Origin of the sequence: Streptomyces colwelliae (genome assembly GCF_048158785.1) — a bacterium.
GTDB lineage: Bacteria > Actinomycetota > Actinomycetes > Streptomycetales > Streptomycetaceae > Streptomyces.
In genome coordinates this window covers 1-22,419 of the sequence record NZ_JBLTJC010000091.1, presented here as the reverse complement: position 1 = coordinate 22,419, position 22,419 = coordinate 1, and the positions used below count along the sequence as shown (strand labels likewise).

At 71.6% G+C, this 22,419-nt stretch carries 11 protein-coding genes; 3 read left to right on the top strand and 8 right to left on the bottom strand.

The features are described 5' to 3' along the window. The first annotated feature begins 444 nt into the window (after positions 1 to 444). From ACNFOC_RS20480 to ACNFOC_RS20470, 3 genes are read left to right on the top strand one after another with little or no spacing between them, the layout of a single operon-like run. Entirely contained in the window at positions 445 to 2,322 is a 1,878-nt protein-coding gene (locus ACNFOC_RS20480; RefSeq protein ID WP_416960534.1) for an ABC transporter ATP-binding protein, read from the top strand. Then, positions 2,319 to 4,094: an ABC transporter ATP-binding protein gene (locus ACNFOC_RS20475; protein WP_416960533.1), complete on the top strand. Its 1,776-nt coding sequence runs from the start codon at positions 2,319 to 2,321 to the stop codon at positions 4,092 to 4,094. The genes ACNFOC_RS20480 and ACNFOC_RS20475 overlap by 4 nt, the downstream gene beginning before the upstream one ends. Continuing rightward, a complete protein-coding gene (locus ACNFOC_RS20470; RefSeq protein WP_416960532.1) occupies positions 4,091 to 4,861 on the top strand; it encodes a TetR/AcrR family transcriptional regulator in 771 nt (256 codons plus the stop codon). Before ACNFOC_RS20475 ends, ACNFOC_RS20470 begins: the two co-directional genes overlap by 4 nt. Before the next feature lie 130 nt (positions 4,862 to 4,991). Here the strand turns inward: ACNFOC_RS20470 and ACNFOC_RS20465 are convergent, their stop codons facing one another. The 8 genes from ACNFOC_RS20465 to ACNFOC_RS20430 all read right to left on the bottom strand — a co-directional run bounded on the left by ACNFOC_RS20465 (position 4,992) and on the right by ACNFOC_RS20430 (position 21,731). Beyond that, the gene (locus ACNFOC_RS20465) at positions 4,992 to 6,581 is read right to left on the bottom strand and encodes a salicylate synthase (protein ID WP_416960531.1); all 1,590 of its coding nucleotides are present in this window, start codon (positions 6,579 to 6,581) and stop codon (positions 4,992 to 4,994) included. 18 nt (positions 6,582 to 6,599) lie between these two features. Further along, the gene (locus ACNFOC_RS20460) at positions 6,600 to 8,246 is read right to left on the bottom strand and encodes a (2,3-dihydroxybenzoyl)adenylate synthase (protein WP_416960530.1); all 1,647 of its coding nucleotides are present in this window, start codon (positions 8,244 to 8,246) and stop codon (positions 6,600 to 6,602) included. A 93-nt stretch (positions 8,247 to 8,339) separates the two neighbouring features. Then, a complete protein-coding gene (locus tag ACNFOC_RS20455; protein WP_416960529.1) occupies positions 8,340 to 9,359 on the bottom strand; it encodes a methyltransferase in 1,020 nt (339 codons plus the stop codon). Next, positions 9,359 to 12,460: a type I polyketide synthase gene (locus ACNFOC_RS20450; protein ID WP_416960528.1), complete on the bottom strand. Its 3,102-nt coding sequence runs from the start codon at positions 12,458 to 12,460 to the stop codon at positions 9,359 to 9,361. Before ACNFOC_RS20450 ends, ACNFOC_RS20455 begins: the two co-directional genes overlap by 1 nt. Then, positions 12,457 to 15,954 carry a non-ribosomal peptide synthetase gene (locus ACNFOC_RS20445; protein ID WP_416960527.1) on the bottom strand — a complete coding sequence of 1,166 codons (3,498 nt, stop codon included), beginning with the start codon at positions 15,952 to 15,954 and terminating at the stop codon, positions 12,457 to 12,459. Before ACNFOC_RS20445 ends, ACNFOC_RS20450 begins: the two co-directional genes overlap by 4 nt. Beyond that, entirely contained in the window at positions 15,951 to 19,241 is a 3,291-nt protein-coding gene (locus ACNFOC_RS20440) for a non-ribosomal peptide synthetase (RefSeq protein WP_416960526.1), read from the bottom strand. The genes ACNFOC_RS20445 and ACNFOC_RS20440 overlap by 4 nt, the downstream gene beginning before the upstream one ends. Next, entirely contained in the window at positions 19,238 to 20,233 is a 996-nt protein-coding gene (locus ACNFOC_RS20435) for a YqcI/YcgG family protein (protein WP_416960525.1), read from the bottom strand. Before ACNFOC_RS20435 ends, ACNFOC_RS20440 begins: the two co-directional genes overlap by 4 nt. 67 nt (positions 20,234 to 20,300) lie before the next feature. Further along, the gene (locus ACNFOC_RS20430; protein WP_416960524.1) at positions 20,301 to 21,731 is read right to left on the bottom strand and encodes a cupin domain-containing protein; all 1,431 of its coding nucleotides are present in this window, start codon (positions 21,729 to 21,731) and stop codon (positions 20,301 to 20,303) included. Between the last annotated feature and the right edge of the window lie 688 nt (positions 21,732 to 22,419).

Here is a 22,419-nt window from a genome sequence, read left to right as displayed (position 1 = left end):
CGTCGATGACGTTTCGGCGCGGGATCCAGAAACACACAACCCGCGCCCGGAACCTCAGCCCGGTTCCACCGGACGCGACGAGGCACACCCTAGGTATCCGCGAAGCCGATTCGCAATTGGTTCACGGAAGCCGCCCTCAAGGGAGTCCTTCACGACGGGGCCGAGCAGATATCGAGGCTCCGCACCTCCGGCAACCTCCAGCATCTGCCGCCTGAGCTGGTGACCGTACTCGCGCTCGGCGGCCTCGCGGCCCTGCACTCCGACGACTGACCGGACGCCACCGGACCCCCTTTTTCACCGACGTCGTCCGGACTCAACCTGCCCTCGACCTCCGGCCGAAGCCCCACGGAACCGTGGAGACAAGTCAGCCCTTGCCTATTAATGACAGCTTGTTGCAAACTGGGCGTGTTCGCTGAACTCTCGTGTCCGTCAAGGAGCTTCCGCATGCCCGAGGAGTCCAACGCCGTATCCGGCTCGCCCCCACCGGCGGGCGGTGCGGCCGATACAGGCGAGGCCGGCGACCAGGCCGCCCCACACACCCTCGGGGCGCTGACGGCCGAGGTGCGACCGCGGGTCGTCGCCGCCTCGGTGCTCGCCGCGGCCGCGGGGCTGGCTTCACTGGTCCCGTTCGTCGCCGTGTACCGACTGGCGGTCGCGCTCTCCGAGGCGGCTCCCGACCACGGACGTGTGTGGCTCATCGTGGGCGTGACGATCGCCTCCGTCGTCGCACAGTTCCTCTGCCACGGCGCCGCCGTGTCGTTGTCCCACCAGGCGGACATGGACATGCAGTTGCTGTTGCGCCGTTCCATGGCGCGGCGTCTGGCCCGGGCGCCGCTCGGCTGGATCTCCGAGCGCGGCTCAGGACGGCTGAAGAGCACGCTCCAGGACGATGTCGAGGACATGCACTACCTGGTGGCGCACTCACTGCCGGACTTCGTCGTGGCGGTGTCCACTCCCCTGGCCGCGATCGTCTATCTGGCCTTCGTCGACTGGCGGTTGACCCTGATCTGCCTGATCGGGATCCCCTGCTACCTGATCGGGCATCGCGCCATGGTGCGGGTCGCCGGTTCCAGGATGGGCGCGATCGGCACGGCGATGGGCAGACTCAACAGCGCTGTCGTGGAGTTCGTCCAGGGCATCTCGGTCGTCAAGGCGTTCGGCCAGACGCGGCGTGCCCACAACCGCTTCGCCCACGCCGCGGACGACTACCTGGATGCGTTCAGCACGGCCAACCGGCCGCTGATCCGCATCCAGTCGCTGAGCACGAGCCTGCTCTCCCCCGCCGCCACCCTTCTGGTGGTCACCCTCGCCGGCACCCTGTTCGTCAGCCGGGGCTGGCTGCCCGCCATCGACGTCGTACCGTTCCTGACCCTCGGGCTCGGCCTGACCGCACCCGTCCTGGTTGTGGGGCTCGCGGGGAACTCCCTGCGCTCGGCACGGCAGGCGGCCGACCGGGTCGGCGCCCTGCTGTCCGTGGCCCCGCTGCCGGAACCCTCCGTGCCGCGACTCCCCGCGGACAACCGGGTGGAACTGCGGCAGGTGACCTTCGGCTACGAGGCCGACGCACCCGTCCTGCGCGACGTGAGCGCGGTCCTCGAAGCAGGGACCGTGACGGCCCTGGTCGGCCCCTCGGGTGCGGGGAAGTCGACGCTGGCGGGCCTGTTGCCGCGCTTCGCCGATCCGCAGTCCGGTCAGGTCCTGCTGGGTGGGACGGACGTCCGGGACATCGCCTCCGACGAGTTGTACCGGCACATCGGGTTCGTCCTTCAGGACGTACGTTTCCTGCGCGCCTCCGTCGCGGACAATCTGCGTCTGGCCCGCCCACAGGCGACGGACGCCGAACTGACCGACGCGGTCAGAGCCGTGGCTCTGGAGGAGCGCATCGGCAGGCTGCCCCGGGGCTTCGACTCTGTCATCGGCGAGGATGCGCTGCTGTCCGGCGGTGAGGCCCAACGCCTGTCCATCGCAAGGGCGTTGCTCGCCGACACACCGGTACTCGTCCTGGACGAGGCGACGGCATACGCGGACCCGGAATCGGAAGCAGCGGTGCAGCAGGCGCTGTCGCGGCTCATCGCCGACCGCACCGTGCTGGTCATCGCCCATCGCCTCGGCAGCATCGTCGACGCGCACAACATCATCGTGCTGGACGAAGGACGGGTCGTGGAGCAGGGCGACCACGAGGCGCTGCTCGCCTCCGACGGCCTCTACGCCTCCCTGTGGCGGACCTATCGACGGCACACGGCGGCCTCGGAAGGCCGTGCGCTGCCCGCGGGTTCCCTCGACGGGCAGCACGGGCACGAGCAGATCGGAGTGACCCCGTGATCAAGCAGCTCTTCCACGTCGTCGGCCCCTCGCTGCGGCGCCGACTCGCCCTGCAACTGGCCGTGCTCCTCGCCTACAGCGTGCTGCAAGGGGTGGCCTTCGTCCTGATCGTGCCGGTGCTCCGGCGGCTGCTGGCCGGCGACGCGAGCGACGCCTGGCCCTGGACCTGGGCGCTGGTCGGCGTCGCCCTGGCGACCTCGATGGCGTACTACGTCCAGCAGATGCTCAGCTTCCAGGTGGCGCTGGCCGCCTCCCACCGGCTGTACCACCGGCTCGGCGACCATGTCTCCGCACTGCCGCTGGGCTGGTTCTCCGGTGAACAGGTCGGCAGCCTCGGCCAGTTGGCCTCTCGTGGGGTCCCCCAGGTCAGGTCGCTGCTGGCGCATCTGCTGCAGCCCCTGTGCACGGCGGTGGTGACGCCGTTGACCGTGGTGATCGCCATGGCGTTCCTCGACTGGCGGCTGGCCCTCGCGACGGCGCTCGGCGCGCCCCTCATGTACGTCACGTACCGGTGGGCCATGAGCACCGTGGCCCGTGCCGACGACGCGGCGGACAAGGCGGCGGCCGAGGCCAACGACCGGGTGGTGGAGTTCGTCCGGGCCCAGCCCGTACTGCGCAGCACGGGTAGCGGAGAGCGGGGCCGCGCCTTGCTGGAGTCGGCGCTGCGCGAGCAGGACTCTGCCGGGCGCCGCCAGTCCGCCGCCATGGCACCGGGGCGCACGGCGTTCATCGCCGTCGTTCACCTCGTGGTCGCGGCTGTCGTGGTCGTCGGTGCCGTACTGGGCCTGAACGGTTCGGTGGGGATCGCCGAACTCGTGGCGCTGCTGGTCCTGGTCGTGCGCTTCGCGGAGCCGGTCTCCGGGATGGCCGAGCTGGGTGGCGGCCTGCGTGCCGCTCGCGGTGCCTTGAAGCGGTTCGACGACGTCCTGAGTACCCGTCCCCTCCCGGAGCCGCCGCACCCGGGGCCGACACCGGCCGACGCGTCGCTCGAACTGCGGGACGTCCGGTTCTCCTACGACGCCGCGGTCGGCGGCGGGCCTGTGCTCGACGGAGTGTCGCTTCGGCTGCCCCAGCACACCACGACGGCGGTCATCGGTCCTTCCGGCTCCGGGAAGACCACGCTGATCCGGCTGCTGGCCCGGTTCTGGGACGTGGACGAGGGCGCGGTGCTGGTCGGTGGCCAGGACGTGCGGGCGCTCGACGCGGACACGTTGATGGACCAGTTCGCGATGGTCTTCCAGGACGTGTACCTGTTCGACGCGAGCATCAAGGAGAACGTACGCCTGGGCCGTCCCGAGGCGACCGACGAGGAGGTCGAGGAAGCCGCCCGGCTGACGCGCGTCGACGAGATCGTGGAGCGGCTTCCGCAGGGCTGGGACACGCCGGTCGGCGAGGGCGGCACGGCCCTGTCCGGCGGTGAGCGCCAGCGCGTCTCGCTGGCCCGCGCCCTGCTCAAGGACGCGCCGGTGATGCTGCTCGACGAGGCCACGTCCTCCCTGGACCCGGCCAACGAGGCAGCGGTCCAGCAGACGTTGGACGCCCTGTCGGGCAGGCGCACCCTCGTCGTAGTCGCCCACCGGCTCCAGACGGTGGTCGGCGCCGACCGGATCGTCGTCCTCGACGGCGGCCGCGTCGTGGAGAGCGGCACGCACCACGAACTGCTGGAACGAGGGGGCCGCTACGCCGACTTCTGGCGGGAGCGCAGCCGGGCCCACGGCTGGCGGCTGCGTCCCTCGGCCGAGGAACGGCTCGCCGTGGAGGGCAGCCCATGACCGGCTCCCCACCGGGCGGGGACCGCATCGGCGAGGTGTCGGACGGCGCGCCACGGGCGGTCGCCGGAAAACGGCCCGGCCGGCGTCGGCTCGTCGATCGCCGGAGTGTCATCGACACGGTCGCCGAGCTGGGATTCCACGAGATCACGGTCTCCTCCGTCGCACACCGCCTCGGCGTACGCCCCTCCACGCTCTACCGCTACTTCCCCACCCGGGAGAAGTTGCTGGCGGACGCGGTGGACGCGCAGTTCGAACGGTCCGCGTGGCCGGACGACTGCGCGGAATGGCGGCGTCACCTCGCGGCACAGGCATGGGCCCTGTGGGAGGTGTACGCACACCATCCCGGGCTCGCCCAGGCGGTCACCGCCCTGCCGGAGACCCCGCCCTCGTTGACACGACACATCGACCGCACGGCGGTCCATCTGCTGGACCTGGGGTTCACCACCGACGCCGCCGTGCTGGCGGTCGATGTGATCGGGGAACTGACCCTCGACACCTTTCTGCTCGGTCGCATCACCGGCAAGCAGCCGACCGGGGCCGCGGGCGCGGGAGTCGACCGGCGTGCCAGGGTGGCGGCTGCGGCGCCGCTGATGGACGCGCGCCTTCGCCACCTGATCGAGGAGATCGTCGCGGCGGAGCCACATGCCTGGTTCGCCAGGAAACTGGACTTGGTGCTCGACGGTCTGGCCGCACGCGCACCCGGTCGTACGACCCCCACCACACGCCAGGACCGGGGTGGTCACGGTCGCTCCGTGGCCACCCCGTGAAGGGCCGGGTCCGGGCACGGGCATCTGGGCCTTGCCCGTCCCCCGGACCCGGCCGGGAGGGGATGCTGTCGCCGGGGCCGTGGGCGGCTCCGGCGACAGCACGCGGGTCGAGCGGGTACGGATCGCGCCGTCAGCCGGCGGACGACACGGCCTCCTCCTGCTGTTGCCGCACGCGCTCCGCCCAGACGACGAGCCGCGGATCGCGCGCGAGGTCGGCGAGTTTGAGCCGTACTCCGTACGCGCTCCACTTGCTGACCACCGTCATCAGGCCCACGGAGTCCAGCCCTTGGGCGATCAGGTTCGCCTCGGTGTCGACCTCCGTCTCGGCGCGGCGCAGGGCGTCGGCCACGTCCTTGCGCATGGTCGCCAGCCCCAACTCGGTCTGGCCTGCGGCCACGGCGGCGACCACGCTCTGCGAGACGCTGCGCAGCTTCTCGCAGGTCTCGGTGAACTCCCGCTCCGGCACGGACTGGCCGACGATCCCCGCTCCCGCCCTCAGCCAGGTGCGGCCGTCCTGCTGGTACACCGAACGCAGCACCAGCGCGGCGTCGAACGTGCCGTCCTGTCCGACGGTGAGGACGGCTCCGCCGTACAGGCCCCGTGGTTCGGTCTCCAGTCGGCGGATGGTGTCGTACGCCTCGGACTTGGGAATGCCCGCAGCGGTCACCGCCGGGAAGAGCGAGGCGAGCGCGTCCCATCCGTCCCGTCCGGGGGCGAGCCGTCCGTGGAGTTCGGAGGCCAGGTGCTGGGCGGTGCCGCGCGGTTTGACGCTCATGTAGTCGACGACCTGTACGGTGCCCGGCGCGCAGACCGCCTCCAGTTCGTCGAAGGACGTGCGCACGGTCACGGCGTGTTCGTACACCTCCTTCGGGTCGTCCAGGAGTTCGCGCCGCAGACGTGTGTCCTCGGTCTCGGCTCCCGTGAGCGCGCGGGTGCCGGCCAGCGGTTGGGTGCGGACGCGTCCTTCGGCGTCGACGGCGAGCACGATCTCCGGGCTGAATCCTGCGGCCCGCAGGCCGCCCAGCCGGAGCAGGAAGGAACGGGCCGGTGTGTTGCGCCGCCTGCCGAGCAGATAGGTCGAGGCGATGTCGACCGGCTCGGATATCGGCACCACCCGGGACAGGATGACCTTGCGCAGCGAGCTGTCGTGAATCTCCCGTACGGCGCTGTGCACCGCCTTGCGGTACAGCTCGTCCTCGTCGTCCAGGTCCACGTCCACCAGGGGAGCTGAGCGCGGGTCGGCGCCGTCCGCCGCCGTCAGGGCCGCGACGGCGGGCTGGGCGTGGTCGGGGTCCACGGTGCGCACGGTGGCGGTCCCGTCATGCACACGTATCTCGGTACGGGGGACGAAGAGGCGCAACAGGCCGGTGTCGGGGGTGAGTTCGCCGAGGGCCGGGGTACCCGCGTAGGCGAGTTCGAAGGCCACGGCCCCGTACGCGCGCCAGTCCGCGACCGGAACGTCCGCGAGCAGTTCCCGCAGGGCGGGGGCGGGGTCGTCGGTCCACGGGACGGAGCGCTCCCCGTCCGGGCCGCTGCTGCGGACATGCGTGGCGGTGACGGTCAGTTCCATGACGGCTCCGAGCGCCACCGACCAGGTGTCCTGACGTTCGTACAGCACGCAGGGCTCGTCACCGGCCAGGGCGGTGGCGCGGACGGCGGCCGAGAGCGGGTCTCCCGCCACGGGCACCGAACTGGTCTGGTAGTGAAGGGGGGAAGACATGTGGGACTCCCTTGTCGATCAGGTTGAGGTCAGTTCGTGGTCCGTCGCCAGCGCCGCGAGCGCGCGCCGGTCGATCTTTCCGACTCCGGTCAGCGGCCAGGCCACGACCGTCTCCACCTGCTGCGGCCATTTGAAGGAAGCGATCCCCCGGTGTCGGAGGAACTCGCCGATCGCCGCCGGGTCCGGGGCACGGTCGGGTTCCCTGCCTTCCGGGGCGGGGGCCAGGAGGAGACAGGCGCAGACGCGCTCGCCGAGTACGTCGTCGGGGACTCCGATCACCACGGCCTGTGCCACCGCCGGGTGTGCCATGAGGTGCTGCTCCACCTCCTCGGGGGAGACCTTCTCCCCCGCGCGGTTGATCTGTTCCTTCACCCGTCCTTCGACGACGAAGTTGCCGTCCGGCGTACGGCGCACCAGGTCGCCCGACCGGTAGAAGCCGTCCGCGGTGAAGGCTCGGGTGTTGTGTTCGGCGGCTCGGTAGTAGCCGCGCAGGGTGTAGGGGCCGCGGGTGAGCAGTTCCCCGGTCTCTCCGTCGGGGACGTCGGCGCCGTCGGGGCCGACCACACGTGTTTCGTCGGCGGGTGAGACGGGTCGGCCTTGTGTGGTGGCCACGACGTCTGACGGGTCGTCAAGTCGGGTGGCGCACAGGAGTCCTTCGGCCATGCCGAAGACCTGCTGGAGGTCGCAGCCGAGCGCGGCCGGGAGCATGCGGGCGGTCGGCTCGGCAAGGCGCGCGCCACCGACCTGGACCAGGCGCAGACTGGTGAGGTCCGCGCCCACCCACTCCGCCGCCCGGCTCCACAGCGTGGCCAGTGGTGGGACCAGTGCGGTGACGGTCACGCGCTCGCGCTCGATCAGCGGGAACACCTCGGGCGGGCTCGCGTTGTCGGCGAGCACGGTCGTGGCGCCGGCGAGGAGCGCGCCGACCAGTCCGGGGCAGGCCAGGGGGAAGTTGTGCCCGATCGGGAGGACGACGAGCTGGACGTCCGCAGAGCTCAGGGCGCAGACATCCGCCATGGTGCGGGCGTTGTACCCGTAGTCGTCGTGGGTGCGGGGAATGAGTTTGGGCAGGCCGGTGGAGCCTCCGGACAGCAACAGCAGTGCGGGACCGGCGGGGTCCGGGTCCCGCAGTTCGACGGGCTCGCGGGCCAGCGTGTCGTAGGCGACCGCCTCCCCGATGCCGTCGGGGTCCCCCACGATCACGACGTGTCGCAGGGACGGGCACTTCTTGAGCAGTGCTCGTGCGGTGGGCCGGTGATCGTGTCCGTCGAGTTCGTCCACGGTCACGTACGCGACGGCCTCGGAGAGGTCGCACAGATGCCGCAACTCGCTCTCGCGGTGTCCTGGCATTGCCAGAACGGGCAGGGCGCCGAGGCGGAAGCAGGCGAAGGCCAGCACGGCGAATTCGACGCGGTTGGGCAGGTGGACGAGAACCCGGTCGCCGGGCCGGATGCCCGACGCCGCGAGTCCAGCTGCGATCCGGTCGGCCTCCGTGTCGAGTTCGGTGAACGTGAGACGTGACCTGGCGTCGACGAGGGCCGTCCGGTCGCCGTGTTCGTCCGCCGCGTCGCGCAGCAGTCGCCCGAGGGGGATGCCGCGCCAGAAGCCGGCCTGCCGGTAGCGCGCCGCCTCCGTGACCGGCCAGGGGACGAAACCGTCCAGCATGGGAGTCCTTTCCGCTGGGAGGGTGGGAATGCCGGGCGCCGGTCCGCGGCCGGGTCCCGGACCGGGTGGTCCGGGACCCGCCGGGGGCCCGGCTCAAACGGGCTTGGCCTCGATCAGCGACTCGGCGTCGGGACGCAGGTCGGCGCGGGACAGCGCGAGCCCCGCGCGCTCGAACAGCGCGCTGTACTGGTCCGGTGTGCGCAGCCGTGCCTGCAACAGCACGAACATGTACAGGTCCAGGGCCCGTACGTAGTGGGTGCGGTCCTCACCGGTGGGCATGTGCCCGACGATGACGAGCCGGGACTCGGGGCTCATCGCCGCCCGGACGCGGCTCAGGATGCGGACGGACTCCTCGTCGTTCCAGTTGCCGATGACGCGGGAGAGCAGATAGACGTCACCGCCACCCGGAACGCCGTCGAAGAAACTGCCGGCGGTCACGCTCGCCCGGTCGGACACCCCGGCGTCGGCGAGCAGTTTGTCGGCGCCGCGCACCGCGTTGGGCAGGTCGAAGACCGTGCCGGTCAGGTGGGGGTGCTCGGTCAGCAGCCGGGCGAGCATGGCACCGCGTCCGCCGCCGACGTCGACGACGTGGGCGCCTTCGGGGAAGGTGTAGCGGGCGTTGACCGTCTGTCCGGCGGCGGACTCGGCCATCGCACGGTGGAAGGCGCTGGAGAAATCGGTGTGGGCCGGGTCGGCCATGTACTCCCACGCGGAGCGCCCGTACGCGGCTTCGAAGGCGGGCCGGCCGGTGCGGGCGGTGTGCGCGGAGTGGGCCCAGGTCCTGGCGAACTCCTCCATGCCGGTCAGCCGGCACATCTCCCGCATGCTCTCCGGGTTGTCGCTGCGCAGGACGCGGCCGACGTCGGTGAGGGCGAACCGCCCGTCGCCCTGGTCGGACAGGACTCCGGCCGCGCAGGCCGCCTGGAGGAAACGGCTGAGCGCCTCGGGCTCGGCGTCGGTGAGGTCGGCGAGTTCGGCGGCGGTGCGCGGGCGGTCCAGGTGGTCGGCGACGCCCAGGTCGGCGAGCGCGGAGACCGCGGCGGATATCCATCCCGCCGACACGATCTCGATCAGACGCAGGCGGGGCGGAACGGCGGGTTGCGGCTGGGTCATCAGTGATCCTGTTCGTCGGAAGGGGCGGGGGCGTCGTGGGTGCGGGAGGACTCGGCGGCCTGGGCCAGGAATCCGGTGGGTGTCAGCCGCTGGTTCAGGTACAGGCTGCGTACCGAGAGGTCGGTGCCGAGCAGGTCGCGGACTTCGGCCGCGAGGCGCATCAGGAGCAGGGAATCGCCGCCGAGGTCGAAGAAGTTGTCGTCGGGGGCGATCCCTTCGACACCGAGCAGGCGCTCCCACCGGGCGATGACCTGGAGGAGTCGGGCGTCGGCCGTCGTCTCCGCTACGGCCGTCACGGGCACGGGGCGCGCGGTTTCGCCGGCGGACCGGCGGGACGACGGGACGGGACCGCCCTCGGGAACCGGGCCGGGCGGCGGCGGGTCGATCCAGTGGCGCCGTCGCTCGAAGGGGTAACCGGGCAGTGGTACGAGGCGCGGGCGGCGGGTGCGGCGGTCGGTGAGCCGCCAGGTGTCCGCGGCGGTGTCGGTTCCGTACCGCCAGAGGGAGCCGATGGCCTCCAACAGGAAGACCTCGTCGGTCTGTTCGGCGTAGGCGTGCCGCAGCATGGGTGCGACCGCCGCCTCCGGGCCCAGTACCTGGCGGGCCAGCTTGGAGAGGCCGCCGCCCGGCCCCGCCTCCAGCAGCAGCGGGGCGGGATCGTCCGCGCCGAGTGTGTTCAGGGCGTCGGTGAAGCGCACGGTCCGTCGGCAGTGCTGGATCCAGTGGTCGGGGTCGGTCGCCTGCTCCGGTGTGATCCATGTGCCGGTGAGGTTCGAGACGTAGGGAATCCGCGGGGACTTGAGGGGAAGCCGCGCGATCAGGGTCCGGTACTCGTCCAGGACGGGGTCGAGCAGCGGGGTGTGGACGACGGAGGGGATGCGCAGACGATGGTGGTCGACGCCCGCCGCGGCGAGTCGCTCCTCCAGGGCCGTGACGGCTTCGGTGGTGCCCGAGACGGTGCACGTCTCAAGGGAGTTCACGGCGGCGATGGCGGTGTCGGGTCCGAGGTACGGCGTCAGGCGCCCCTCTCCCAGGCGGACGCTGAGGGTGATGCCGCCGACCGAGGCGAAGAGGCGTTCGCGTTCGGCGACCAGGGGCAGGACGTCGTCGAGGGTGATGACACCGGAGAGGCAGGCGGCGGTGTACTCGCCGAGGCTGTGGCCCAACAGGGCCGCCGGGGTGATGCCTTGACTCTCGAGCAGCCGGGCGAGCGCGTACTCGGTGGCGACGATCGCCGGGAACGCGGCGGACCGCAGCCCGGTGGCCACTCCGTCGAGGCGGGCGGTGTGCTCGCCCGGCGCGGTGCGCGCCGCGGATGCCGGCTCGTGCCCGGCGCGCGATGTTCCGTACAGCGCGGTGCGCAGGTCGTGTCCGAGCACGGGGCGCAGGATGCGCGCGCAGTCGTCGATGACGTCACGGAAGACGGGCTCACCGGCGTAGAGGCCGGCGCCCATGCCGTCGTAGTGCACGCCTCCACCGGGGAGCAGCAGGGCCAAGGGGCGTGCCGCGGACGGGAGTTGGGGCGTGTGGGGTGGGACGCGCAGTCTTTCGGCGGCCTGCCGCAGGTCGCGTACGACCAGGGTGCGGCGCCGCGGGTGGGGAGTGCGGCCACTGTTCAGTGTGTGCGCGACATCCGCCGGATCGAGTTCGGGGTGGGCGTCGAAGTGGTCCGCCAGGTTCCGCGCCAGGGTGTCCAGTGCGGCCGGAGTGCGGGCGGAGAGCGTCAGCAGGGTGGGTGCCGGGTCCTCCGGCGCCGTCCGGTCCGCGGGGCGGGTGGCCGGCGGCTGTTCCAGGACGGCGTGCGCGTTGGTGCCGCCGATGCCGAAGGAGCTGACCGCGGCGCGGCGGGTGCCGGGGATCCGCCACGGGCCCTTGCTCGTCGCCACCTCGAAGGGCGCGTTCTCCCAGTCGAAGAGCGGGTTGGGCCGCTCGTGGTGCAGGGTGGCGGGAACGACCCCGTGGTCGAGGGCGAGGACGGTCTTGATGAGTCCGGCGATGCCCGCGGCGGCGTCCAGGTGGCCGATGTTGGACTTCACCGAGCCGATGAGGCAGCTCCCGGGATGGCCTCCGGAACGGTCGAACGCGTCGCGCAGCGCGGTCAGTTCGATCGGGTCGCCGACCGGGGTGCCGGTGCCGTGCGCTTCCACGTAGCCGATGCTCGCGGGGTGGACATCCGCTTCCGTCAGGGCGGAGAGGATGACCTCGGTCTGTCCTCGCGCACTGGGCGCGGTGAAGCCGACCTTCCGGTCGCCGTCGTTGTTGATCGCGGTGCCGAGGATGACGGCACGGATGGTGTCGCCGTCGGCGAGCGCGTCGTCGAGCCGCTTGAGGACGACGGCTCCGGCTCCGTCACCCTGGCTCATTCCGGCGGCTGCGGCGTCGAAGGCACGGACCCGTCCGTCGGGCGAGTACGGCCCGTCCTCGACGTAGCGATAACCCAGCCTGGCCTGCGGGTTGATGGCCGCTCCCCCGGCCAGGGCCAGGTCGCAGTGGTGTGCGAGCAGGTCCTGGCAGGCGAGGTGGACGGCGACGAGCGAGGTCGAGCAGGCGGTCTGCACGTTGATGCTCGGGCCGGTCAGGCCCAGGAGGTAGGAGACGCGGGTGGACAGGGTGCCCGGGGAGTTCCCGGAGAGGGCGGCCATCTGGTCGAGGGAGCCCGGCTGTGCGGCGTACCAGGGCGCGAGGTTGGCGCTGTAGTAGCGGCTGAGCCCGGCGCCGGCGTAGACGCCGACCGGCCCGGGGTGCCGGGAAGGGACGTATCCGCTGTTCTCGAAGGCGTGGTGGGCGATCTCCAGGAAGACGCGCTGCTGCGGGTCGAGGAGCGCCGCCTCCGTGGAGCGGTAGCCGAAGTGGTCGGCGTCGAAGCAGTCGGCGCCGTCGATCTCCCGTACGACACGCACGTGGTACGGGTCGTCGAGCCGGGCCGGATCGCCGCCCGCGGCGAGGTACTCCTCGTCCGTGAGCGGGGTGAGGCTGTCGCGTCCCGCGACGAGGTTGTCCCAGAACTCCTCGACGGTGTCGGCGCCCGGGAAGCGGGCGGCCAGGCCGATCACCGCGATGCTGAACTCATGTTCCGGCGGGGGCTGTTGGGGGTCGCTCATGTGCGGGGCGCTCCTCGGTGCGAGGTCCTTCGGGCGGCGGCACGGCCGCGCGCGACACGGCGCCGTTCGGCGCGCTCGGCCTCCTCCGCGGCGGTCTGGTCGGACGCCGGGGGTACCGCGGGGGCCGTGCCGCCCGGGTCGTCCGTGCCGTCGTGGGCGTCGAGCAGTCGGGCCAGGTCGGCCACGGTCGGATGCGAGAAGAGGTCGACGACCCGTACCCGGCGGCCGAGTTCGCGTTCCAGCGCGGCCTGGACCCGCAGGGTGAGCAGCGAGTGGCCGCCGAGGTCGAAGAAGTTGTCCCGGGCGCCGACCTTCGGCACACCGAGGATTTCGGCCCACACCCCGGCCACGGCCCGCTCCAGGCCGTCGCGCGGGGCGAGGTAGGGGGCGGCGACCGGGACCTGCGCCGGCAGCGCGGCGAGCGCCGCCCGGTCCACCTTGCCCGAGGGCATCAGGGGCAGTTCCCGCATGACCTGCACCGAATGCGGGACCGCGTACTCGGGAAGCCGCTCGGCGGCGAAGTCGCGAAGCTGCGCCTCGCCGGGGGCCGGTCCGTCCGGAGCGCCCAGGCAGTAGGCGGCCAGGTGTCCCGCCCCCGGTGTGTCCTCCCGGAACAGGACCACGGCCTGGCGTACAGCGGGGTGCCGGGCGAGTACCGATTCCACCTCGTCCAGTTCGATGCGGTAGCCGCGGATCTTGATCTGGCGGTCGGCGCGACCGAGGAACTCGATGACGCCGTCGGGCCGGTAGCGGCCGAGATCTCCGGTGGCGTAGAGCCGCGCGCCCGGTTCGTCGCCGAAGGGGTCGGGCACGAAGCGGTCCGCGGTCCGCCGGGGATCGCCCAGGTAACCGCTCGCCACCTGGACCCCGCCGATGTGGATCTCTCCGGGCACGCCGGGCGGGACGGGCCGCAGCCCCGGGGCGAGCACATGAATGCGGGCGTTGGGATTGGGCCTGCCGATGGTGACCCCGGTCCTGCGGCTGTCGCCCCGGTAGATCTCGCAGCTCACGCCGATGGTCGCCTCGGCCGGTCCGTACCCGTGGTACATGGTGCTGGCGGGCAGCCGGGCGCGGAACCGGGCGAACAGCTCCGGGGTGAGCACCTCTCCCCCGCACCACACATGCCGCAGGGTCGGCGCGACGGCCTCGATGCCGGGACGCTCCAGCATGGCGTCGAGCATCGTGGAGGTCACGTAGACGAAGCTGACGCCCTCCTCGGCGGCGACGGCGATCAGAGCGTCGGGGTCCTTGTCGGCGCCCGGTGGCGCGAGCACGAGCCTGGCACCGCAACTCAGCGGCAGGAAGATCTCGTTGATGGAGATGTCGAAGCCGAGCGGGGCCTTGTGCAGCACGGCGTCCCGCGGCTTGAGGCCGAGCAGTTCCGACTGCCACGGCAGCCGGTTGCGGATCGCCGCGTGCGTGATCATGGCTCCCTTGGGCTTGCCCGTGGAGCCGGAGGTGTAGATGACGTAGGCGAGTTCGCCGGGCCGGTGCACCGAGGTCCATCCGGAGTCCCGGGGCGGTCGCTCCGTGCCCGGGGTGTCCGCGTCCGGGGCCAGTACCGGGGTCCCGCCCCAGTGGGGCGCGGCCGGATCGTCGTGCGAGAGCACGGCCGCGGGCGCGGCGTCGGCGACGAGGTCCTCGATCCGGCGGGCCGGCCAGGCCGGTTCCAGCGGTACGAAGGCGGCGCCCGTCTTCAGGATGGCGAGCAGTCCCACCACCAGGTGTGCGGAGCGTTCCAGATGCACGCCGACAAGTCGGCCGGGGCCCGCGCCGACCGCGGCGAGCCGCTCCGCGAGCCGGCCGGCCGCCGTGTCCAGTTCTCCGTACGTCCACCGGTCGGAGCCGTCGACGAGTGCCTCGGCCCTCGGGTGCCTGCGGGCCTCGGTCTCGAAGAGGCCGTGGAGTGTCTCGGGGGTCAGCAGGTCGGGGCGGGCGGTGGCGTTCCATTCGCGCACGATCCGGTGCCACTCCTCGTCGGAGAGCATCGGCAGTTCGTCCACCGGGGTGTCGGGGTGTTCCACGGCCGCGGTGAGGAGCCGGTCGAGATGTTCGAGGAGCCGTTCCATGGTCCGCGGGGTGTACAGCTCCGTGCGGTAGGTGGCGCCCAGTTCGACGCCGTCGCCGGTGTCCACCGCCTCGACCGCGAGGTCGAAGCGGGCGGTGCCGTTGTGGACCGAGGTCTCCTCGACCTGGATGTCCGGCAGGTCGAGGGCGCGTATCCCGCTCGTACGCGAGGAGAACATGGTGTCGGCGAGGGGGCTGTGACCGGCGCTGCGGTGCGGGCGGACCTCTTCCACCACCCGGTCGAAGGGGGTGTCCTGGTGCGCGTAGGCCGCGAGGCACTCGGTGCGTACGCGCCCGAGCAGTTCACGGAAGCTGGGGCGGTCCGAGGTGTCGACGCGCAGGACGATGCTGTTGCCGAAGTTGCCGATCAGCTCGCTCAGGCCCGAGGCGTCGCGGTTGATGACCGGGGTGGCCACGGTGAGGTCCGTCTGGCCTGTGTAACGGTGGAGAAGGGCCGCGTATCCGGCGAGCAGAGCCATGAACGGGCTGGCCGACGCGGCGCGGCCGAGTGCGGTGAGCCGGTCGTGCGTGCCGGAGGTGAGTCGCCGGGTGACCCGCGCGCCCGCCTCACCGGCGAGGGGTGGCCTCGGCAGGTCGGGCAGGGGCGCGGCGGTCGGCGGCGCGGGCGTGAGCCGCCGTCGCCAGTAGGCGAGACCGTCGTCCCCTCCCGCCGCCTCGCGCCGGGCCCGCTGCTCCCGATCCGCGTGATCGCCGTACTGGAGGGGCAGCGGAGCAGGCGCGGCGCCACTCGTGGTGTCGAGGGCGGCCCGGTATCCGGCGGACGCCTCCGCGAACAACGGCTGCCAGCTCAGGTCGTCGCAGGCTATGTGGTGCAGGACGACGAGTAGCAGGTGGCGGTCGGGAGCCGTGCGGTACAGGTGGAGCCGCAGGGGTGTCTCGGCGGCCAGGGCGAAGGGACGGGCCGCCGCCCGGGCCGCGACCGTGCGCGCCACCCCGTCGGCGCCGGCGCCGGAGAGTGTCAAGTCCTCCTGGATGAAGGGGACTTCGGTCGAATCCAGCGCGCTCTGGACCGGGATTCCGTCCTGGCCGGTGCGGTAGACGGTACGGAGGATCTCGTGCCGCCCGGCCACGGCGGCGAACCCGGCCCTGAGCGCCGCCGGGTCGAGCGGGCCGGACAACTCCGCGGCGACGGCCAGGTTGTAGGCGGCGCTGTCCGGGCGGGCGTGCTGGTGGAACCACATCCGGTACTGGGCGGAGGACAGCGGGGTGGCCTCCGGATCCCGGTCCACGGCTCGGGCCTCGGCGGGGTCCGGCGCGGTGGGCCCGGACCTGGTGCCGTCCTGCCGGGCGAGCAGGCTGCGCAGGAGCCGGCGGCGTGCCGCGTCGTCGTCGTTTCGGTGTCCGGCGGTGCCCTGCGCCGGATCGTCGGCGGATGCCGCGGACTGGTGGTGGGTGTCGGCGGTCATGACAGGTCCTCCGGGGATGCTGTGGTGTGCGGTGGCGTGCCGAGTGCGGCGCTGACCTGTGCGGCGCTGAGGGCCGCCACGTCGCGGTAGAGCCCGGCCACCAGGTCCAGGCGTCCCGGGGCGCTCTCCTGGCGGCGCATCTCGGCGGCCATGCCGGCGACCGTGAGGGTGCCGAAGAGCGAGCGTGCGGCGAGGCGTTCGCCTTCGAAGATGTCGCGCAGTCCGGTCAGGAGACGCGCGCCCAGGAGGGAGTCGCCGCCGAGCGCGAAGAAGTCGTCGTCCGGCCCGACCCGGTCGAGTCCGAGCAGCCGGGCCCATTCCTCGACGAGCAGTTGTTCCAGCGGGGAGAGCCGGGAGTCCGCCACCGCGTCGGCCGGACTGTCGGCGTTCGGGGCCGCGGCCGCGAGTGCCGCCCGGTCGACCTTGCCGTTGACGGTGAGAGGGAACATGTCGACGCTCACGAAGGCCGCCGGGATCATGTGCTCGGGCAGCCGCTCGCCGAGGAACCTCCGGAGTGCCTCGGATGTCGGCGGCTCGGCTCCGTCCACGTACCGCACATGTGCGGCGAGGGAGCGCAGCCCCCTGCGGCCGGGGACCGGCACACCCGTGACGACGGCGCGGTCCACGCCGGGATGGGCGGCCAGGGCGGCCTCCACCTCCCCGGGTTCGATGCGCTGTCCCCTGACCTTGACCTGGAGATCGGCCCGGCCGACGAACTCCAGGCTGCCGTCGGGCAGATAGCGGCCGAGGTCACCGGTGCGGTAAAGGAGCTCACCCGTGCTCGGGTGGTGGAAGAAGACGGCCTCGGTGCGCTCGGGGTCCTTCCAGTAGCCCCGCGCGAGTCCGACACCCGAGCAGTACATCTCGCCGGTCACTCCGTCGGGCCGCTCGCGCAGCCGCTCGTCCAGCAGGTGGTAGACGGTGTTCGCGATCGGCTTGCCGTACGGGATGGTGGGGCGGTCGTGATCGGTGCGGTCCACCGGGTGCCAGATGTTCCACAGAGTGGTCTCGGTGGGACCGCCGACGCTCACCAGCCTTGTGTGCGGGGCGAGTTCGGACAGGACCTTGGCGGTCTCGGGCGGGATCCAGTCGCCGCCGGTGAAGGCGAGCCGCAGGGTCCGGAGAGCCGGGGCCGCGGCCGGGTGGTCGAGCAGCATCTCCAGCATGGCCGGCACGGAGTTCCACACGGTGACGCCGTGCTCGCCCATCAACTCGGCCCAGTGGGCCGGGTCGCGGACGGCGTCGGCGTCCGGCAGCACCAGTGAGCCGCCGGCTCCCAGCACCCCGAGCAGGTCGAAGGCCGCCATGTCGTGATGGAGCGCGGTGAGTCCGAGCACCACGTCCGCCGGGCCGATCGAGAAGGTCTCCGCCGTCTCCCGGAGGGCGTTCACCATGCCCCGGTGCTGGATCATCACGCCCTTGGGGGTCCCGGTGGACCCCGAGGTGAACAGGACGTACAGCAAGTCGTCCGGGTGCTGCGGGAGTTGGTCGACGGTGGGCGGCGCGACATCCGGCAGGTCGCCGTCCACGTCGATCCGCCGCACACCGTCGGGCAGCGGCAACAGCGCGGCCCCGCTCCTGGTGAGGACCGTGCGCACGCCCGTGCGCTCCAACAACTCCCGTACGCGCGCCTCGGGTTGGGCGGGGTCGAGCGGCAGATAGGCGGCACCGCCGAGCAGTGCGCCGTAGACGGCGACGGCCTGCTGCCAGCCCTTCTCCAGCAAGACGGCCACGACCGGGTCCGGCTCGCCACCGCCGTCGGTGAGGGCGGCGCCGACCTGTGCGGCGTGTCGTAGGAGGTCGCCGTAGGTGAGTGTCCGGTCCGAGGTGATGACGGCCGGCCGTCCGGGGCCACGGGTGGCCCGCTCCACGAAGGCCGCGTGGGCCGGTACCTCGGGCAGCGGCCGGGTCCGGCCGCGCACTGCCGTGCGGCGGGCCCGTTGGCCGGGCGGCAGTACGTCGAGATCCGTGACGGTCCACGCTCCGTCGTCGGCGACCAGCCGGTCGAGCAGCAGCCTGAACGCCTCGAACATCGCCGCGGGCATGCCCGGCGGAAACAACTCCTCGACGACGTCCCAGTTGTGGACGAGCCGTCCCTGGCGTTCGTCGAGTTGTACGTCGAGGTAGACCTGCGGGGTCTGCGAGATGCCGTACACCTGTGTCCAGGTGCGGTCGAGGGCGGTGCCCTCAGGGTCGGCCCAGGCCAGTGTGCTGGTGAGGACCACGGGCATCTGGGCGTGCTCCATCCCGCCCTGCACACGGGCCAGTTCGCGCAGCATCCAGGCGCCGCTGACCTCGGAGTGGCTGAGGTCCTCCCACAGCCGCCGCTGTACCCGACCGGCCCGCTCGGCGAAGGTGCCGCCGTCGCGCTGGTCGATCTCGATGAGGGAGAAGGAGGCGAACTCGCCGACGAGACGGTCGACTTGGGGGTGGGTGGGCACGCGGTTCATCCGGGGCACGTTGACCGTGAAGTGGGCCTCGTCGCTCCAGGCGGCCAGGATCTCGGCGAAGGCGGCCAGCAGCAGCGCGGAGGGGGTGAGCCCCGCCGTCCGCCCTCTGTCCTTGAGGGTGTCCCAGTCGGCCCGGTCGAGGACGGCCTCGTGACGGACGAACCGCGGAGTCGTGACGGTTGCCAGGTCCGCGACGAGGGGAAGCCGCGGTGCGGGCGGCAGTTCGGCGACCCGCTTGCGCCAGTACGCCTCGGCCTGCCGTCGGTCCTCACCCGCCTCGGACGCCGACGCGCCGAGCACGTACGCGCGGAAGTCGGTCGTGAGGACGGGCAACCGTACGCCCGGGTCCTCGTAGAGGCTGGACAACTCCCCCGACAGGACATGCCAACTGGCGAAGTCGCAGGTGAGGCCGTCGAATCCGATGAACACCCGGACGAGGTCATCGCGGATGCGGGCGACGGTCACGCCGAAGAGCGGCCACCGGTCCGCCGGCCGCACCTCGTGCGAGAGCCTGCCGCGCAGCGCCGCCAGTTCGCGGTCCTGTTCCGGAGCGCTCAGCTCGCGCAGGTCGACCAGATCCGGGGTGAAGGCGGGCGTGTCGGGCAGCACCCGCTGGGTGAGTGACACGGGGTCGATGACGGCCCGGAGCATGTCGTGACGCTCCACCAACAGCCGCCATGCGGTGGCGAACCGGTCCACATCCAGCGCGCCGTCGAACTCGAAGTAGGCATGGGTCGACACATTGCCGAGCTCGAAGACATCACCACGCCCCAGGAGGTAGGCGCGCTGGGTGTCGGTCAGCGGGAACGGCTCGAAACGCGGGTCGGCGACGGTCATCGGGCATCCTGCGTCGTCAGGTGCGGGCGGGGGTCGGGCCAGAGTTCGGCGATACGGTCGAGGCAGGCGTCCCTGGTGCCCGACATCCCCACCGGGTGCCAGCCGGGGGGCAGCGCGCGCTCGGCCTCCCACACCGAGTGCTGGCCCTCGGCGTTCACCGCGACGATCCAGGAACCGGCTGCCCCGGAACCTTCGACCCCGGGGACGCGCTGGAGCGCGGCCGCCGCGCCCGCGTGGAAGGGGCAGCGCTCCCCCTCGGTCTCGGGGGTGTTGTCGTCGTCGATGAAGTACTGGCGCCACTCGCGGTTCTCGGAGGCGCCGTACGAGCCCAGGTGGGGCGAGGGTTCCACCGTGTCGTACTTACGGAGCCGGGCCCGGATCGTGCGGCGTGCCGCCGCTCCGCGAGGGGACTCCGCCTCCAGACCCTCGAACACCCAGCGCGGCTGGAAAGTGATCATGAACTGATCGGCGTGCCTGCTGCGCCGGCGGTCGTGGACCGGCGTGTTGCAGACCACGAAGATCGGCGTACCGCCGAAGGCGAACTCCCACATCGGCTCGTCCGGATCGTTCGGCAGATCCTCGGGCCAGGGCTGGGAGTCCTTCGCGACCAGGTAGCGCAGCACGGCCCAGAACCGGTCACGATAGGCGTCCATCGACAGGGGCCGGCCCTCCGGACGGAACAGCACCACGAGGGACGTCTCCTTGCTCAGCGACCGGTACTCCTCCAAGTACCGGCGCAGGAGATCAGGAAGACTCGCCCAGTCGTCCTGACGGTCCGTCCCGTCGATGTATCCCAGCCGCAGCGTCGACTTCCGGGCCGCCGCCACGGCGAAGGTGCACGGAAAGAGATCCGTGCTCGACAGGACGGCCTCCAGGAATTTCCCGGCGCTCCCTGTACCCCATTCCGGGGTCTCTCCGATGGTGATGTCTTGCAGGGCTTCCAGCACCGCGTCCTTCTTCACTCCACTCGGACGCTTCTTGCTTTCGGGCATGCCGAACCTCACTCCGCTCTCACAGAAAAGGACCAGAAAAAGGACCAGGGAAAAGAAGGGAGTTCGGTCAGCGCGTGACGAATTCCTGGAACATTTCCTCAGGAATGATCGGCTGGTGATACACGCAGGTTCCGGAAAGAACCACGGACCCGTGCAGCCTCGACGTCGGGATGAGGAGTTTGTCGCCCGCGGAGAGCGCGATGCGGTGGGTGACGTTGTTCCAGAAGTGCATCTGGCCGCTCTCGACCATGACCAGGCGGTGCTCGTCGTGCACGTGCGTGGTGGAGGTCTCCTCGTGCGTCTCCACGAAGGTGTCCAGGTCCACCGTGATGTTCTCGGTGACGAGCTTGTTCTGGATGCCTTCCGCGGCGGTCTTGTAGTCCTCGATGCGGTCGGCCCACACCAGTTGTTCGGTCAGGTCGCCGTCCCATCGGCCGGCGATCCGGGCGCTGTCGACGAAGCCCCGGTGGAACGCGGCGATCACCCGGTCGCCGAAGAGGCCGGGGAGCGGGCCGAGCAGGCGGTCCACCAGGTCGGCCGCCTGCTCCGGCTCCATGGCCGGGGTGTCGGCGAAGTAGGCGGCGCGCAGGCCGAGCGCTTCCCGGAGGACATCGCGCAGCGGCGCGGCGGAGGCGGCCTGGTCCACCAGGAAGTGGGTGACGGCGCCGAGGAACTCGGGCAGCCGGTCGCCGGCGAGGGCCAGGCCGAGCAGGTGGTTCCCCCGGGCGAGAGAGGTGCTGAGGGAGAACTGCCAGTAGGCGGCGGTCGCGCTGGTGAGTCCGGCGCCCTTGAACATCGCGTAGTAGTCGGGAGCGGCGAGGACCCAGCCGCGCCAGATCTCCTCCAGCGCGGCCCTGAGGCCGGGATGGGCCAGCGTGGTCTCGGCGAGTGCGCCGCGGCCGATGGCCGTGTGGACGGCGGGCAGGAACACGCCCGTCTGGATGAGGAGGAAGGTGGCGGCGCTCTGTGCGTCCTTGCGCCCGGCGGCGGTGGCGAAGGCGCTGTGGGGTTCGGCGGCACGGCGTTCGCTGTACTCGCGGACCACCTTCTTCACCGACTCGACCGTGGGCTCGGCGAGCGCCTCGCGCCCCTCCTCCAGGTACCCGAACAGGTGGTTCTCGAGGATCGGCCGGGCCAGCGCGCCGAGCAGCCGGTTCTCGTGCGAGTGGAAACGCTCCCCGTCGCCGTCGGCGGCCTCATTGGCCTGCGGGGGCAGCAGGGTGTTCTCGGCGTCGTAGACATTGCGCAGCATGCGGTGTCCGAGCAGTCCGCTCAGGAGGAGCTGCCGTTCGGCGGGGAGCACCGGGCTGTAGTCGAGCCAGGCCAGGTCGGCGGGCCGGACCGGGCGCCGGAAGGGGTTGTCCGGTGTGGTGAGTTCTTCCGCCGTCGCCGCCCGGAAGGCCGCGTTGGCCGCATACGCCTTCAGTACGGAATTGGGGTCCGCGGCGAGTTCGCCGAGGAGGTCGGTGACGGATCGACGCGTGGACTTTTCGGGCATGGCTGGGCCTTTCGCTGACTTTTCAGTGTGCTGTGGACGTAGGCAGCGCTGAACAGACAGAGGCTGGCGGGGCCGGCGGCTCCAGGGCAGGCGGACGAGCGCGCGCCTGTGAACCGCCGTACGGCTCCGGACACCCGTGACAGAACGACCGCAGGGCGGCCGAGCGGGAAACTGCGGCGAGCGGACCACTGGTGGATCAGGACACTCCACCGGGAAAGCGCCGACAGAACAGTCGCGTGGGCACGACTGACGAACGCCGCCTCGCAACACCTGCCGTATGCGAAGAAACGGTGGATCCACCAGCCCTCAGCGGACGGGACCCGACCGTTTTAGCGACGAGAGTCGATCAGTAACTCGCCGACTTCCGACGAATCACCAACCAGCGCCGGAAGCATATGCACAGTGAAACATTGAACGCAAGGCCCGTTCCGAACACCGGGGCGAGCTGCAATTACGATCGACGGAATTCATCCTTCCGCAATCGTGACTAGCGGAATTCGCCGTTCCGTCGCCCGCCCCCGCCGGAACCGGTTAGGACGGAGAGCGATTTCCGGCCATCGGAAATGAGGCGGCCATCCCGTCGAGGATGACTTCGATCTTCCGGTTCAGCCAGTCCTCCGGACGCCCGGAGACGACCCGCTCGAAGGCGTCCGCCACCGGCCCGCAGCGCGGGGGGGATGCCCCGGGG

Coding starts and splice junctions, on each gene's coding strand:
- ACNFOC_RS20480 (WP_416960534.1), top strand. CDS start 445: ATGCCCGAGGAGTCCAACGCCGTATCCGGCTCGCCCCCACCGGCGGGC.
- ACNFOC_RS20470 (WP_416960532.1), top strand. CDS start 4,091: ATGACCGGCTCCCCACCGGGCGGGGACCGCATCGGCGAGGTGTCGGAC.
- ACNFOC_RS20465 (WP_416960531.1), bottom strand. CDS start 6,581: ATGTCTTCCCCCCTTCACTACCAGACCAGTTCGGTGCCCGTGGCGGGA.
- ACNFOC_RS20460 (WP_416960530.1), bottom strand. CDS start 8,246: ATGCTGGACGGTTTCGTCCCCTGGCCGGTCACGGAGGCGGCGCGCTAC.
- ACNFOC_RS20455 (WP_416960529.1), bottom strand. CDS start 9,359: ATGACCCAGCCGCAACCCGCCGTTCCGCCCCGCCTGCGTCTGATCGAG.
- ACNFOC_RS20450 (WP_416960528.1), bottom strand. CDS start 12,460: ATGAGCGACCCCCAACAGCCCCCGCCGGAACATGAGTTCAGCATCGCG.
- ACNFOC_RS20445 (WP_416960527.1), bottom strand. CDS start 15,954: ATGACCGCCGACACCCACCACCAGTCCGCGGCATCCGCCGACGATCCG.
- ACNFOC_RS20440 (WP_416960526.1), bottom strand. CDS start 19,241: ATGACCGTCGCCGACCCGCGTTTCGAGCCGTTCCCGCTGACCGACACC.
- ACNFOC_RS20435 (WP_416960525.1), bottom strand. CDS start 20,233: ATGCCCGAAAGCAAGAAGCGTCCGAGTGGAGTGAAGAAGGACGCGGTG.
- ACNFOC_RS20430 (WP_416960524.1), bottom strand. CDS start 21,731: ATGCCCGAAAAGTCCACGCGTCGATCCGTCACCGACCTCCTCGGCGAA.